Origin of the sequence: Streptomyces sp. NPDC048606 (genome assembly GCF_040650855.1) — a bacterium.
Lineage (GTDB): Bacteria > Actinomycetota > Actinomycetes > Streptomycetales > Streptomycetaceae > Streptomyces.
In genome coordinates, this window is record NZ_JBEZIB010000008.1 from 182,802 (window position 1) to 197,009 (window position 14,208).

The window sequence follows — 14,208 nt, forward strand, 5'->3', positions numbered from 1 at the left end:
GGCAATCGCCCCGCCGACCGGCGGGGCGCGGTCCATCGGCACATGCGTGTGAACGATCTGCGGCAGCGGGTCTCGCACCGCCTGCCCCCGACCATACAAGGACCAACCGGACTGGAGGGGAGGCAACTTGGAGAATTCGAAAAGCAGCGAAAGTGCCTCCGGTAGTGCCCCTCGGGCGCTGCGGTACTGCGTAGCGTGACGAGCCCTGAGCGACTTTCCGACGGCTAGGGAGTTCCATGACCGGCGTCTCGCGAGAGCCCGCTGACCGTAGTACTGCGGCGGCGGTCGAGATCCTTGACTGCACGCTTCGGGACGGCAGTTACTCCGTGGACTTCAAATTCACGGAAGAGACCATTCGAGCCGTCCTCGCCGGCCTGGAGAATTCGGGGATGGGCCTGATCGAACTCGGCCACGGACTCGGTCTCAACGCGGGTGAGGCGCTCTCCCGGCCCAGCCTCGTGACCGACGAGCGCTGCTTCGAGATCGCGTCCGGGACCCTGCGCCGGGCCGCCTGGGGGATGTTCTGCATTCCCGGGCTCGCCGAGCCGGCCCACCTGGCCCGCGCCGCCGGGGGCGGGATGGGCTTCGTGCGCGTCGGCGTCGACATCACCGACGTGTCCCCGGCCGCCCGGTTCGTCGGGCAGGCGAGGGAACTGGGCCTGCGGACGTTCGTGAACCTGATGAAGACCAACGTGCTCGACGAGCGCGGCGTGGTGGCGGCGGTCCGGCGGTGCGCCGGGTTCGGGGCCGACGCCGTCTACCTGGTGGACTCCGTCGGCGGCTACCTGCCGCACGAGGTCGAGGCCCTCTTCCGACGGGTCGGCGACGAGACGGGCGTCCCGCTGGGCTTCCACGGCCACGACAACCTCGGGCTCGCCAACGCCAACGCGCTGGCCGCCGCGACCGCCGGCGCGCGCTACGTGGACACCACCCTCGACGGCATCGGGCGCGGCGCGGGCAACACCGTGACCGAGGCCTTCGCCGCGATCCTCGCGCGGCACCGGGGGGTCGGGGCGTACGACTACCGGGCGCTCGCCCGGCTGAGCGAGACCGTCGTGCGCACCCTGCCGCGCCTGCACGACGACCGCACCTTCCAGGTGCTCGGCGGGCTGACGCAGACCCACTCCAGCTTCTTCCCGCTGATCACGCGCTGTGCGGAGGCGGCCGACGTCGACGTCTTCGAGCTGATGACCGCCGTCGCCGAGGTCGAGCGCGTCCGCCCGACGGAGTCGCTCGTCAAGGAGATCGCCGCCGCTCTGCGCTCCTGAGTCCTGGCCGGTACGCCATCGGGCCGGCCGCCGCGGGGACACCCCGGGGCGGCCGGCCCCCGCTCGTCCGCGACGCCGGTCGGCGCCCCCGCGGGCCGGTCGCGACCGGGGGTCGACGGAGCGACTTGACATGCGCGGCCGGCGGCCCGGCATGACGTGCCTCACACGATTAATCCGTGAAATGTCGTCGGCGTCGAAAGGTTCGCGCCGGCATGGCGTCAAGTGACGGGTCCTTATATCGGGAGCATGCGACCAAACCGCGCATCGCCTTCCGTTCGGGTCGACGGCATGAGGCAGTTGTCGGCCGGCGCAAGTGCCGATATGCCTCCCATTGGAAGGCAATGCTTGATCGCCCGAGGGTTCCCCGGCCAACCAACTCCCGTTAGGGTCAGACCAGTCGGTACGTCCAATCTAGACGTTCCGCATGGGTAATCGCTTGAGGGGGACTCGTGGCAAACCTTTTCGACGATGCCGACGGGGAATTCGTAGTTCTTGTGAACGCCGATCGACAGTTCAGCCTCTGGCCCGGCTCCATCGAGATCCCCCCGGGCTGGGACGTGGTTTCGGGACCGGCCGGGCGCCGGGCATGCCTCGACCGTGTCGAGGCCGACTGGCGGAGCCTGCGGCCGGCGAGCCTCTCCGGAGAGCTCCTCGACTGATCCGTCGAAATTTACACTTCCGGCCAACGGGGGCCAGGAGAATTCCTCACAGGGAATGGCTGCCGGCCGCGTACGGAACCGTCACCCCCCACCCACGGGACGGCGTGCGCGCGTATCCACATCTGGAGCAATTGAAGATGATGAACTGGGCGAATGTCGAGGACTTCGGTATCCAACTCCAGCGGTACCGCAAGAGGGCCCAACTGAGCCAGAAGACCCTGGCCGACCTCTCGACGGTCAGCGTGCGGGCCGTCCGCAACCTGGAGCTCGGGCAGGTGGCCGCCCCCCGCCGGGAGACGGTGCGCCTCCTCGCGGACGCACTCCTGCTGACCACCCACGAGCGCCTCTCGTTCGAGCTCTCGGCGGGCGGCGAGGTCGACGAGGCGCTCTTCGCCACCCTCAGCCCGCCGACCGACGTACTGGCGCGTCCCCTCCTCGGGCGCACCCGCGAACTCGAATCACTCGTACGGCAGTTGCGCAGCGAGCAGCAGCGGATCACGGTCCTGTCCGGATTCCCCGGCGTCGGCAAGACGCACCTGGCGGTCGCCGCCGCGCGCACCGTCGAGGCCGCGACGGCCACGCCGGTCCTCTGGGTCCAACTCCAGAAGGGCCGCGACCGCGGCCCGCTCCAGGCGGCCATCGCCGACCTGCTGGTGGGCGAGGGGACGGGCGTGGGCCGGCTCGCCCGGCAGATCGGCGACCGGGCCACCCTCCTCGTCCTCGACGGCAACGACAGCGGCCAGGTCCGTCGCGAGACGGTGTGGACCCTCATCCGCGAGTGCCCGCACCTCAGCGTCCTGGAGACCGGGCGCGTCCCCCACGGCGTCTCGGACCACCACAGGTTCCTCGTGTCCCCCCTGCCCACCTGGCGGGCGGGCACGGCGCAGGTCCCCACCACCCACGCGCCCGCCCTGGACTTCCTGTTGCGGCGCTTTTGCGACCTGCGGCCCCACTTCCAGGCGGGCGAGGGCGACCACCAGAAGCTCGCGGAGGTCTGCGCCCGACTCGACGGACTGCCCGGCGCCCTCGAATCGGCCGCCTCCTGGGCCACCGTGATCTCCATCGACGAACTGGTGACCATGGCCCGGGACGAGCCGGAGGCCCTCGCCAGCCATCCCGCGACGCGCAGCGACCCGGTGGCGGCGGCCCAGGGCGTACTGGGGCAGCAGACCCCCGTCACCCAGGACCTGGCGCTCCGGCTCGCCGACCGGCCCGAAGGGTGGACCATCGACCAGGTCGTCCGCCAGGCGGGGCTCCCCAGGGCGCAGGCGGCCCTCGCCGTCCAGTCGCTGCTGCACGCCGGCCTGATCGTCGAACTCCCGTCGAAGCCGGGCGGCCCCGTCCGCTTCGCCCTCCTGCACCTCGCCCGCGTCGCGATGCGGGGGCGCTCCCCGCTCGTGCCCAGACTCGCGCTCTGCGCGAGCTGACGAGTCCTCATCTTCTGTTCCTCGAAACGGAGTACGCATGCGTCTTTGCACCATGAACCTGGACGGCCGGGAAGACGTCGGCATCGCCGTCGACGGCGGGATCGTCCCGCTGAGCGTCCTCGCGGAGCGGGCGGGGTCCCCCTTCGGCCCGACGCTCTTCGACATCGTTGTCGGCGACCAGTTGGACGGCATCCGGGAGGCCTTGGCCGATCCGGAGGTCAAGGCTGCGGCCGTGAGTTCCACGGAGGCGGTCTTCGGCCCGATCTACCGCCGGCCGCCCAAACTGTGGGGTGTCGGGCTGAACTTCCGCAGGCACGCCGACGACCTCGACGTCGAACAGCCCGCCGGCACGCCCGGCTCGTACCTGCGTCCGAGCAGCTGCGTCATCGGCCACGGGGACGAGATCGTCCTGCCGACCCAGTCGGACCGCGTCACGGCGGAGGCGGAGCTCGGCGTGGTGATCGGCCGGACCTGCCGGGACGTCGCACCCGAGGACGCCGCGTCCGTCATCTTCGGCTACACGACCGTCCTGGACATGACCGCGGAGGACGCGATCCGCGTCAACCCGCGCTACATCCCCTGGTCCAAGGCCTTCGACACGTTCTGCAGCCTCGGCCCGTGGATCGTGACCCCCGACGAGGTCGGGGACCTCTCGACCCTGCGCGTCTCCACCGTGGTGAACGGCGAGACCATCGCCACCAACCAGGTCTCGGCCATGATGCGCGACCCCTACTGGCAGGTCGCCCACTTCTCCGGCGGCATGACGCTCGACGCCGGATCCGTCCTCGCCACCGGCACCCCCGGGGCCGGCGTCATCCGCGACGGCGACGTCGTCGAAGCCGTGGTGGAGAGGGTGGGCACCCTCCGCAACACGGTGCGCCGAGCCGCCCGCTAGCGGCCGGGAGCGCGTACGCCCACGAAGGGCGGGGGCGTACGCGCTCCCGGCGCATTCGGGCTGTCGTGCGAGCGCTCCGTCGGGAGCGGGAAGCGGGCCGCCCAAGTTCCCCAACTCGGCGTCCGGGGTGGGAGCGTGCGGTCTAGCGTGGGTATCCGGTGATCAACACCGGGCCCCGGGAACGCCGGGGGCCGGGCCCCACGTACCGAGGACGCCGATGTCCGGACTCCGCGCCGCACGCCACGCACCGTCGAGACACGCCGCCACCGGTCCCGACCGGCGGATACGGCCCCAGCTGGTCCGCGCCGCCGTCCTGCCCACGCTCGCCGCCGGGCTCAGCGGCGCCGCCGCCGTGATCTTCACCCTCCAGCTCGGCGGCGGCGCCGGGGAACGCGACGCCCGCCTGTGGCCCGTCCTCACCGGCTGCGCCCTGCTGGTCCTCGGGGCCCTCGCCGCCGCCCTGCTCGGGGCGCAGCGCGGCGCCAAGACCGTCCGGGACCGCTGCGAGGCGCTGCGCCGCTCCAGCGTGCGCGGTCGCCAGGAACTGCGGACCGCCGCCGAGGGGCTGGAGCGCGGGGAGGCCCCGTCCCGGCCCGCGCGCGGCGCCCAGGGCCCGGCCGGACCGTCCGGCGAAGGGGGCGGCGGTGGCGGTGGAGGCGACGAGTTCCGGCTGCTGGCCCAGGAGTTGCGCGGCGCCCGCGAACAGGCCCACGAGACCCTGGTCCGGCTGGCCGTCGCGCCCGCGCCCAGCGACAGCGACCGCAAGGTGGAGGTCTTCGTCAACCTGGCGCGCCGCCTTCAGTCCCTCGTGCAGAGGGAGATCTCGCTCCTCGACGAGCTGGAGGACACGGTCGAGGATCCCGATCTGCTGAAGGAGCTCTTCCACGTCGACCACCTGGCCACCCGGATCCGCCGGCACGCCGAGAACCTCGCCGTGCTGGGCGGCGCCGCCTCGCGCCGCCAGTGGACCCGCCCGATCGACCTGAGCGAGGTGCTGCGCTCCTCCGTCGCCGAGGTCGAGCAGTACACGCGGGTCAAGGTGGTGCCCCCGGCGGGCGGCACCGTCCGCGGCCACGCCGTCGCCGACGTGGTGCACCTGCTGGCCGAACTCGTCGAGAACGCAACCGTGTTCTCCGCCCCCGACACCGATGTGGTGGTCCGCGCGGAACGGGTCACCGCCGGCATCGCCGTCGAGGTCGAGGACCGCGGACTGGGCATGCCGCCCGAGGAACAGCACCGGATGAACGCCCTGCTCGGGGACCCCGACCAGGTGAGCGTGGGGCACCTGCTGGCCGACGGCCGGATCGGGCTCTTCGTGGTCGCGGCGCTCGCCCGCCGGCACGGCGTCAAGGTGGAGCTGAAGTCCAACATCTACGGCGGGGTCGTCGCCGTGCTCGTCCTGCCCCAGGGCCTGCTGGGCGCGCAGGCGCCGACCGCCTCCGACGTGCGGGGCGGCTCGCGGACCACCTCGTGGGGCACCGGCCAGGGCGTGGGACTCCCGCCGCTGGAGCCCGTACGGGTCCCCGCGCCCGCCTCCTGGCCCACGACGCCCACCGGCCCCACCGGCCCCGTCGCGCCCGGCGGACCGCGCCGGCCCGCCGCCCCCGAAGGGCCCGCCACCCCGACGGACCGGTACCCGACCCCCACGGTGCCCATGGCCCGCGTGGACGGCGGCGACCCGATCGGCGACGACGAGGACGGGGACCGGCCCCTCCTGCCCCGCCGGCGCGCCCAACAGCACCTCGCCCCCCAACTGCGCGAGACCCCCGCCCCCCGCCCGGCCGCCGACCCGGAGCCCGCCCCGCACGACCCCGACCTGATGGCGGCCTTCCAACGCGGCTTCGGCCGGGCCGAGTCGGACCCCCACGCGTGAACCGGGCCCCCGCCCGGACCCCCACCCCAGCAAGGAGCACACCCCCATGACCGGTGAGACCGCGACGAAGACCGGCAGCCTCTCGGACCTCGACTGGCTGTTGGGCGGACTCGTCCAACGCGTGCCGTACACGCGCAGCGCGGTGCTGCTCACCGCCGACGGGCTCGTCACCTGCGTCCACGGGCTCGACGCCGACAGCGCCGATCACCTGGCCGCCCTGGCCTCCGGCCTGTACTCGCTGGGGCGCAGCGCCGGAGCGCGCTTCGGGGACGGCTCGGAGGTCCGCCAGGTGGTCGTGGAACTCGACACCGCCCTCGTCTTCGTCTCCGCGGCCGGATCCGGCACCTGCCTCGCGGTCCTGGCCGACCGGGAGGCCGACGCGGGCGTCCTCGGCTACGAGATGGGCATGCTGGTCAAGAGCGTGCGGCCGTTCCTGGCGGCCCCGCCGCGCCGCCCCGTGCCCGCCGCCTCCCCCGCCGTCGAAGCGGAGCGATGAGGGCCCCGGCGCGGGGGGTCCACGGCACCCAGGCGGCGCCCGACCCGCCGTGGCTGGACGATTCGGCGGGCCGGGTCGTGCGCCCGTACACCGCGTGCGGCGGGCGGACCCGTTCGACCGTCGCCCTCGACCTGCTCTCCCTCGTCACCGCGACGGGGGTGCGCCCCCGCGTCCCGCTGGGGGCCGAACACACCCTCGCCCTGCGGCTGTGCGCGGGCACGGCCGCCGTCACCGTGGCCGAGCTGGCCGGGCAGCTCCGGCTGCCGGCGGTGGTGGTGAAGGTGCTGCTGTCCGACCTGATGGAGTACGGGGCCGTCATGGTGCAGGCGCCGCGCTTCCCGGGCGGCGGATCCTTCGCCGCCGACGACCAGAGCCTGCTGAGGGCGGTGCTCGATGGCCTACGCCGCCGGCTGTGAGCCCGCCCCGGGCCTCCCCGCGACCTTGAAGATCCTGGTCGCGGGCGGGTTCGGCGCGGGCAAGACCACCTTCGTGGGGGCGGTCAGCGAGATCGAGCCGCTCTGCACGGAGGAACTCCTCAGCGGCATGAGCGCGACGGCCGACCGGCTGGAGGGGGTGGAGACGAAGACGACGACGACCGTCGCGCTGGACTTCGGCCGCATCACCCTCGACGAGCGCCACGTGCTGTACCTGTTCGGCACGCCAGGTCAACACCGGTTCTGGTTCCTCTGGGAGGAACTGTGCGCGGGCGCGCTCGGCGCGGTCGTCCTCGCCGACACCCGACGGCTCGCCGACTGCTTTCCCGCCGTGGACTTCTTCGAGCGGCGCGGCATCGGCTTCCTCGTCGCCGTCAACGAGTTCGACGACGGCCACCGTTACACGGCCGAGGAGGTCCGGGAGGCGGTGGGTCTCGACCCGCGGGTGCCCGTCGTGCGGTGCGACGCGCGGCTGACCGGCTCCGGGACGGCCACCCTGGCCGCCCTCGTCCACCACCTGCTCACCGAGGCCGGCCCCACCGGCCGACCCGCCCACACGGATTCGGGGGAACCGCCATGAACCGCTACGAATCGACCGGCCACCTGTTGTTGACCCCGGTGGACCGGGAGGCGCCGGCGCGCGCCGTGCGCCTGCGCGAACTGGGCCTGGGGGAACGTCCCGACCCCGAGCTGGACGCCTTCGCGGCGCGGGTCGCGCGGCGGCTCGACGCCCCGTACGCGGGCGTCAACTTCGTCGGCGGGGAACGACAGTTCTTCGCGGGGCTGCACCACGCCCCGCAGGCCCCGGCGAGCGCCTATCCGGCGCGGGTCCTGGCCCGAGACCACGGCTACTGCCCGCACGTGGCGGTGCGGCGCAGCGCGCTGGTGCTGGAGGACGTACGGGACTTCGCGCGCTTCGCGGGCAACGCCGTCGTGGACGAGAGCGGGGTGCGCTCCTACCTCGGCGCTCCCCTGACCGACCGGCGCGGGATCGTCCTGGGCACGGTGTGCGCGGTGGACGTGGTGCCCCGGCGCTGGGGCACGGCCGGCCTGGCGACGGTCAAGGAGTTGGCGTCGGAGCTCGTGGCGCTCTTCCACGCGCGCGAGGACCGGCGCCCCTGACGGAGTCGTCCGCAGCCGGGTGGGGGACGGGGCCGTCCCCCGCCCGGGCGGGCGGCGTTCAGCGGGCGGCGTTCGGCAGGAAGGCCGTGATCCGACCGCGCAGCGAGGCCGGGTCCAGGCCGTGGGCGGCGGTGTGCTCCTCGATGGTGCCGTAGCGGCGCAGCTCCGCCCTGCCGACGCCCAGGCCCAGGATCCGGTGCGGGACGTCGAGGAGGGCCTCGCCGGCCTGCCGGGCGGAGGTGCCGGCCAGGTAGGGCTCGACCAGTACCACCTCCGCGCCGGCGCGCGCCGCTGCGGCGCGCAGGGCCGCGTCGTCGAAGGGGCGCACGGTGGCGGCGTAGAGCACCGTGACGTCGAGGCCCTCGGTCGCGGCCAGGACGTCGTCGAGCAGCGGGCCGACGGCGAGCACGACGCCCCCGCCGCCCTCGCGGACGGTCTGGAAGCGCAGGTCGCCGAGCGGGCGCGGCGCGCGGTTCGACTGCTGGGAGAGCCGGACGTAGACCTTGTCGTCCCCGGCGGCGTAGGCGTGCCGCAGCAGCTCCTCGGCCTCGTCCGGGTGGCCCGGCACGTGGACCGTCCAGCCGTCGAGGGTGTCCAGCAGGGCCACGTCTCCCGGTGCCATGTGGGTGTACCCGCCCGCGGGCCAGTCGTGGCTGGCGCCGGCGCTCACCAGGACCCCGCCCGTGTCCTGGTGCCCGAAGTCCAGCTTGATCTGCTCGAACGGCCGCTCCACCAGGAAGGCGGCGAAGGTGTGCACGATCGGCCGCAGCCCGGTGAGCGCCAGGCCGCCGCCGACGCCGATGAGCAGCTGCTCGCGGATGCCGACGTTGATCACCCGGTCCGGGTGGCGCTCCTGGGCGGGGCGGAACCCGTCCATGGTGATCTCCGCCAGTACCAGCGCGAGCCGGGGGTCCTCGTCGAGCACCCCCGAGGTGACCGAGACGAACCGTTCCCGCATGGTGTCCATGATGGTTTCCCTCCCTGACCCTTCGACCCTGTCCGGGTCCTTCAGAACTTCTTCTCGACCCGGGCGACGACCGCGTGCGGCCGGCCCGGGTGGGGTGCGGTGAAGGCGGCGTGCAGCGCCGCGTGGTCGCGCCCGTCGACCGTGACCGCCGACCAGCCGGCGGCCTCGAAGCGGGAGGCGATCCCGCCCCGCCAGCCGTGGGTGGCGGAGTCGTTGTCGATCACCACGGTGTGCAGGTTCTCCAGCCCGGCGGAGCCGGCGTAGGCGAGGGCCTCGTGGTTGCTGCCCTCGTCGAGCTCCGCGTCGCCGATCAGCGTCCAGACCGCGGCCCCGTCCTCGCCCCGGGCGCGCAGCCCGAGGGCGCTGCCGACCGCCAGCGGCAGCCCGTGCCCGAGCGAGCCGCTGCCGATCTCCACGCCGGGGATCAGGGTGCGGTCGGGGTGGTGGCCGAGGGGGGAGTCGTAGGAGCCGAAGCCGGGGAGCCAGTCGACGGGGAAGAACCCCTTGGCGGCGAGTACGGCGTAGTAGGCCATCGGCCCGTGCCCCTTGGACAGCAGGAAGCGGTCCCTGCCGGGGTCCTCGGGGGCGCGCGGGTCGACCCTCAGCACGCGGTCGTAGAGCACCCACAGCACGTCGAGGGTGGAGGTGGCGGCGGGGCCGTGCTTCTCGGCTCCCGTCATGAGGGCGATCAGCCGCCCCAGATCCTGGTGGCGGTACCCGGTGTCCGTGGTTGCCTGTGTCATGCAACCACCATGTGACCTCAAGCGCGGTTGAGGTCAAGCGTCGTCCGTCCGATCCGCCACATCCGTCGGATCCGGCGTCGGTTCCGGCCGTTCGGGAAAGGTGCGCGCGAACACCCCCGGAAGTGCGGTATCGTTCTTCTGCGCGTCCGGCCAGGGGAAACCCCAGGTCAGCGCGCATCGGGACGTGGCGCAGCTTGGTAGCGCACTTGACTGGGGGTCAAGGGGTCGCAGGTTCAAATCCTGTCGTCCCGACTCTGCTGACGCAGGTCGGAGGCCGTTCTCTCATCCGTGAGAGGGCGGCCTTTCGTGCATCCCGCCCCGTATCCCCGTCCCGTCCACCCGCGACGCTTCGCGCCGACCGGCCCGCGCCCCGATGTGGCGCACGTCGCGCACCACCGCCGCCGGCAGCGGAACCGCCGCCCCGCGTAGCATGTCCGAGCGAACAACGACCACGTTAACGTCTGGCAAATCGGCTGAAAATTGATATCTAAAGCATCGCGAACCCTTTCGCGGAGAGACGGTGGAACCGGGACCGCCGCGTGGCGGCGCCCGCGCGTCGTGCTGTGGACCGCGGCGAGCGTGGTGACCCTCGGGTTCCTCATCGGGCTGGAGATCGCCGCGCGCGGCTACGGCACGCGCGGACCGATCGCCGCCCAGGCGCGAGAGGTGATCTTCGCCCCCCAGTCGGGGACGGTGCTCTACGCGGCCATGGCGTTGATGATGGTCGTGCTCACCTGGAGACAGCGGTTCATCGCGATCGGCGCCGCCATCGGCATCGACCTCGTCTTCTGGCTCGTGCGGTGGCTGGTCGGCGCCGAGATGATGTACGGCAACGGCGCCCTGCTGGTGACCCTCGCCTGCGGGGTCATCGCCCTCACGCGCCGTACCGGCCGCGAGCGCGCCCTGCTCCTGCAGGGCGTCGGCCTGGCCCTGCTGCTCGTGACCGGCCGCAAGACCGGCTACACCTGGCTGCTGATCACCTCGAAGACCCGCCCGATGGTGCTCGACCAGTACGTGGCGACCGCCGACCACGCCCTGGGCAACCCGTCGTGGGTGGCGGGGCGGATCGTCGAGGCCACCGGAGTGGTCGGCTTCCGCGTCCTGGAGTTCGTCTACATCCAGCTCGCCGTGATGGCCGTCATCGTCGCGCTCTACCAGCTGCGCAACGTGGCGGCCGAGCGGCGCTTCCCGAGCCACCACCTCGTGCGCACGTTCCTGGTCATCGGGCTGCTCGGGCCGGGCATCTACATGATCTTCCCGGTGGTCGGGCCGATCTTCGCCTACGGCGCCGACGGCGGCCAGTGGGCGCTCGCCGACCTGTGGCCGAACACGCCGCCGCCGCTCGGCGTACCCCTGCCGATGCCCTTCGACGGGTTCACCCCGCGCAACTGCATGCCCAGCCTGCACACCGCGTGGGCCACCGTGATCTTCATCCACTCCCGCAAGGGCCCCCGCGCCCTGCGCTGGGCCGGCACGTTCTGGCTGATCGCCACGCTCGGCGCGACGCTGGGCTTCGGCTACCACTACGGCGCCGACATCATCGCCGGCGTCGTGTTCACGCTCACCATCGAGGCGGGGCTGCGCGCGCTCGCGCGCGGCTGGGACCGCTCGGCGACCGTCCTGGTCGCCTCCGGCGCCGCCGTGTTCGTCGCGCTCCTGCTGGCGTACCGCTACCTGTCGACCCAGATGGCCGCGCACCCGTGGCTCTTCGGGCCGCTGGTCGTCCTGTCGATGGTCGCCGTGATCTACGGATACGTCCGCACCACCCGGGCCTGGGAGCGTACGCCCGTGCCCGTGCGGCTGCCGGGCCAGCGCCGGGAGCAGCAGCAGCCCGAGCTGGTCTGAGTTCGAGTCGGGTCGCTTGCGCGGGTCGCGTTCGCGTGTCGGGGCCGTACCGGAGGGATCCGGTACGGCCCCGACCGCTTTGACGCGGGGTCGGCCTCAGGACACGGTGACCCGGGCCAGGGCCCAGGAGGTGTGGTCGAAGGCCGAGCGGTTGTCGGCGTCCTCGACCACCAGGCGCAGGACGCGTACGCCCCGCACGTCGAGGTCGACCCGGACCGGGCCGCCGGCCGCCGTGAGGCTGGGGGTGGTCAGGAGCAGCCGGTCGTCCCCGTACACCCTGGCTCGGGTGGCACCGGACGGGCTCTGTGCGGCGGAGAAGTCGTCGATGCCGACCAGGGAGGTGAAGCGGACGGCGGCGCCGCCGAGGTGGTAGGCGATGTCGCTGGGCGCGTGGACGCCGAGGCCCTTGGCGTACTCGGTGCCGCCGAAGGAGATCGGCGGCCCGTCGCCGGCCGCGTTCCTGCCGTTGGAGGCGTCCCGCTCCACCGGACCCCAGCCGTTGGCGGCGCTGATCCAGGCGAGGTCGGAGAGGTAGGAGTCGCGGGTGGGCGCGGGAGGCGGCGTCGCGACCGTGCCCGTCGCGGGATAGCGGACGGGGCCCGCCGCAGCGAGGGCGCCGCCCTCCGCGGTGAATTCCCACGGGGTCGCGGGGGCGGCGTTCGCGGGCGGGGTCACCTGCCACGACGCGGTGAGCCGGGCGCCGGCGGCGAGCAGGGGAGCGGCGGTCGGGGAGGTGGGGGAGACGGCCCATCCGGCGGGGGCGCGCAGGCTCAGCGTGGCCGTGGTCCAGGGCCGCGCGGAGCCGTTGTCCAGGGTGGCGGTGACGGTCAGGGCCCGGCCGGGAACGGCGAGGCGGGGCAGCGTCAGGGCGGTCCCGAACGGTGCGCGGGCGTGGACGTCCTTCCAGGAGGACCGCATCAGCGCCACCAGTTCGGCGGCCCTGGCCGGGTGCCGGTCGACGAGGTCGCGGCTCTCGCCGGGGTCGGCCGCCAGGTCGTACAGCTCGACCTGCCAGCGGTCGTCGGGAAGCGTGCGGTCGCGCTCGGGGGCGAAGCGCACGGCCTTCCAGTTCTCCCGACGGACCGCCTCGGCGAGCCACGTGGCGCGCCCGCCGTCCTGGGCGTCGGCCCGGGAGGTCACCCCCCGCTCGTCGCGGAACCAGTACAGGTGGCCGTGGCGCGCCGAGTCGCCGCCGCCGGCGAGCAGGGGAGCGGCGGAGAGCCCGTCCACGTCGGTGGGGGCGGGGGCGCCTCCCAGCTCGGCGAGGGTGGGCAGGAGGTCGGTCAGGGGGGTGGGGCGGTCGCTGGTGCCCGGCCGGACCCGGCCGGGGCCCCAGGCGATGAGGGGGACGCGTACGCCGCCCTCGTAGAGGTTGCGCTTGTAGCCGCGCAGCGGGCCGTTCGCGTCGAACAGGTCGGGGTTGACGCCGCCCTCCTCGTGGGGGCCGTTGTCGCTGGTGACGAGGAGGACGGTGTCCCGCTCCAGGCCGTGGGCGCGCAGCCGGTCGACGACCTTGCCGACCAGGGTGTCGAAGGCGGACACCTGGGCGGCGTGGCCCTTGTTCGCCGCCGTCCAGGGCCGGTCCGCGTAGGCGCCGGTGTCGGGGACGTCACTGGGGGCGTGCGGGACGGTCGGGGTCAGCAGGAGCAGGAAGGGCTCGGCGGCGTGCGCGTCGATGAACTCCAGCGCGCTCCGTTCGAGGAGGTCGGGGGCGTACACGGCCCTGGCCCCGCCGGCGTTCCCGGGGACGGGTTCCCTGACCCCGCCCCGCCAGAGGTACTCCGGGTAGTACTGGTGGGCGTGGCCGTGGTCGATGTAGCCGTGGAACTCCTCGAACCCGCGGGCGGCCGGGTGGCTGTCCTGACCGGCCGCTTCCGGCCCGAAGCCCCACTTGCCGATCACGGCGGTCCGGTAGCCGCGGGCCCGCAGCACCTGGGCGAAGGTGGTGTCGGCGGCGGTCAGCGCGCCCTGGGCCCCGGAGGGGTTGGCGCGCACCGAGGAGTGGCCGGTGTGCAGTCCGGTCAGCAGGGAGCAGCGGGAGGGGGCGCAGACGGCCGCGGTGGAATAGGCGTCGGTGAAGCGGAGCCCCTCGCCGGCGAGCCGGTCGAGGCGGGGGGTCGCGATCAGCTTCTGCCCGTAGGCGCCGAGTTCGCCGTAGCCGAGGTCGTCGGCGAGGACGACGACGAGGTTCGGCGGTCGGGTGCCGGGGGCGTCCGCCGGGGCCGCCGCCGCGGCCGCGCCGGCGGACGGGGTCCGCGCCGACGCGCCCGCGGTCGCGGGGACGGCCGCCAGGCCGAGCGCTGCGGTCGAACCGGCCAGGAAGGTGCGGCGGTCGGGCATGGTGGACGGCTCCTCGGGTGCGGGGGGACGGGCCGGGTGCTCCGCCGATCATGGGCGGGGAGCCGCACCGGGACCATGCACGGGGCATGAAGAACGTGTGACGCCCCGAGCGGGGCCCGTCGGGGCGCCGCGCCGGCCC

General features: G+C 73.7%; 13 protein-coding genes and 1 tRNA gene. 11 read left to right on the plus strand and 3 right to left on the minus strand.

Translation table 11 applies throughout. The features are described 5' to 3' along the window. Positions 1-236 precede the first annotated feature (236 nt). The 9 genes from AB0D01_RS11490 to AB0D01_RS11530 all read left to right on the plus strand — a co-directional run bounded on the left by AB0D01_RS11490 (position 237) and on the right by AB0D01_RS11530 (position 8,174). Entirely contained in the window at positions 237-1,268 is a 1,032-nt protein-coding gene (locus tag AB0D01_RS11490) for a hypothetical protein (RefSeq protein ID WP_363054897.1), read from the plus strand. 449 nt (positions 1,269-1,717) lie between these two features. Next, positions 1,718-1,927, plus strand: coding sequence for an MbtH family NRPS accessory protein (locus AB0D01_RS11495; protein ID WP_363054898.1), 210 nt, complete (start codon positions 1,718-1,720; stop codon positions 1,925-1,927). A gap of 140 nt (positions 1,928-2,067) precedes the next feature. After that, positions 2,068-3,354, plus strand: coding sequence for a helix-turn-helix domain-containing protein (locus AB0D01_RS11500; protein ID WP_363054899.1), 1,287 nt, complete (start codon positions 2,068-2,070; stop codon positions 3,352-3,354). Between the two features lie 37 nt (positions 3,355-3,391). Continuing rightward, positions 3,392-4,249, plus strand: a complete 858-nt coding sequence (locus AB0D01_RS11505; RefSeq protein WP_363054900.1) for a fumarylacetoacetate hydrolase family protein — start codon at positions 3,392-3,394, stop codon at positions 4,247-4,249. Between the two features lie 217 nt (positions 4,250-4,466). Then, positions 4,467-6,122 carry an ATP-binding protein gene (locus AB0D01_RS11510; protein WP_363054901.1) on the plus strand — a complete coding sequence of 552 codons (1,656 nt, stop codon included), beginning with the start codon at positions 4,467-4,469 and terminating at the stop codon, positions 6,120-6,122. A 46-nt stretch (positions 6,123-6,168) separates the two neighbouring features. After that, complete coding sequence (locus tag AB0D01_RS11515; RefSeq protein ID WP_363054902.1) at positions 6,169-6,618, plus strand: roadblock/LC7 domain-containing protein; 450 nt, start codon at positions 6,169-6,171, stop codon at positions 6,616-6,618. Further along, entirely contained in the window at positions 6,615-7,034 is a 420-nt protein-coding gene (locus tag AB0D01_RS11520) for a DUF742 domain-containing protein (RefSeq protein WP_363054903.1), read from the plus strand. The genes AB0D01_RS11515 and AB0D01_RS11520 overlap by 4 nt, the downstream gene beginning before the upstream one ends. Next, positions 7,012-7,632, plus strand: coding sequence for an ATP/GTP-binding protein (locus AB0D01_RS11525; RefSeq protein ID WP_363054904.1), 621 nt, complete (start codon positions 7,012-7,014; stop codon positions 7,630-7,632). The genes AB0D01_RS11520 and AB0D01_RS11525 overlap by 23 nt, the downstream gene beginning before the upstream one ends. Further along, positions 7,629-8,174, plus strand: a complete 546-nt coding sequence (locus tag AB0D01_RS11530) for a GAF domain-containing protein (RefSeq protein ID WP_363054905.1) — start codon at positions 7,629-7,631, stop codon at positions 8,172-8,174. The genes AB0D01_RS11525 and AB0D01_RS11530 overlap by 4 nt, the downstream gene beginning before the upstream one ends. Before the next feature lie 58 nt (positions 8,175-8,232). Here the strand turns inward: AB0D01_RS11530 and AB0D01_RS11535 are convergent, their stop codons facing one another. After that, on the minus strand, positions 8,233-9,141 hold the full coding sequence (locus AB0D01_RS11535) for a transketolase (RefSeq protein ID WP_363054906.1): 909 nt from the start codon (positions 9,139-9,141) through the stop codon (positions 8,233-8,235). Between the two features lie 41 nt (positions 9,142-9,182). Next, the gene (locus AB0D01_RS11540; RefSeq protein ID WP_363054907.1) at positions 9,183-9,884 is read right to left on the minus strand and encodes a transketolase; all 702 of its coding nucleotides are present in this window, start codon (positions 9,882-9,884) and stop codon (positions 9,183-9,185) included. 178 nt (positions 9,885-10,062) lie between these two features. Between AB0D01_RS11540 and AB0D01_RS11545 the strand changes: the two genes are divergently transcribed. Both AB0D01_RS11545 and AB0D01_RS11550 read left to right on the plus strand, forming a co-directional pair. Beyond that, a tRNA-Pro gene (locus AB0D01_RS11545) sits at positions 10,063-10,136 on the plus strand. Positions 10,137-10,364: 228 nt separating this feature from the next. Further along, complete coding sequence (locus AB0D01_RS11550) at positions 10,365-11,729, plus strand: phosphatase PAP2 family protein (RefSeq protein ID WP_363054908.1); 1,365 nt, start codon at positions 10,365-10,367, stop codon at positions 11,727-11,729. 96 nt (positions 11,730-11,825) lie between these two features. Here the strand turns inward: AB0D01_RS11550 and AB0D01_RS11555 are convergent, their stop codons facing one another. After that, positions 11,826-14,069: a sulfatase-like hydrolase/transferase gene (locus tag AB0D01_RS11555; protein WP_363054909.1), complete on the minus strand. Its 2,244-nt coding sequence runs from the start codon at positions 14,067-14,069 to the stop codon at positions 11,826-11,828. Between the last annotated feature and the right edge of the window lie 139 nt (positions 14,070-14,208).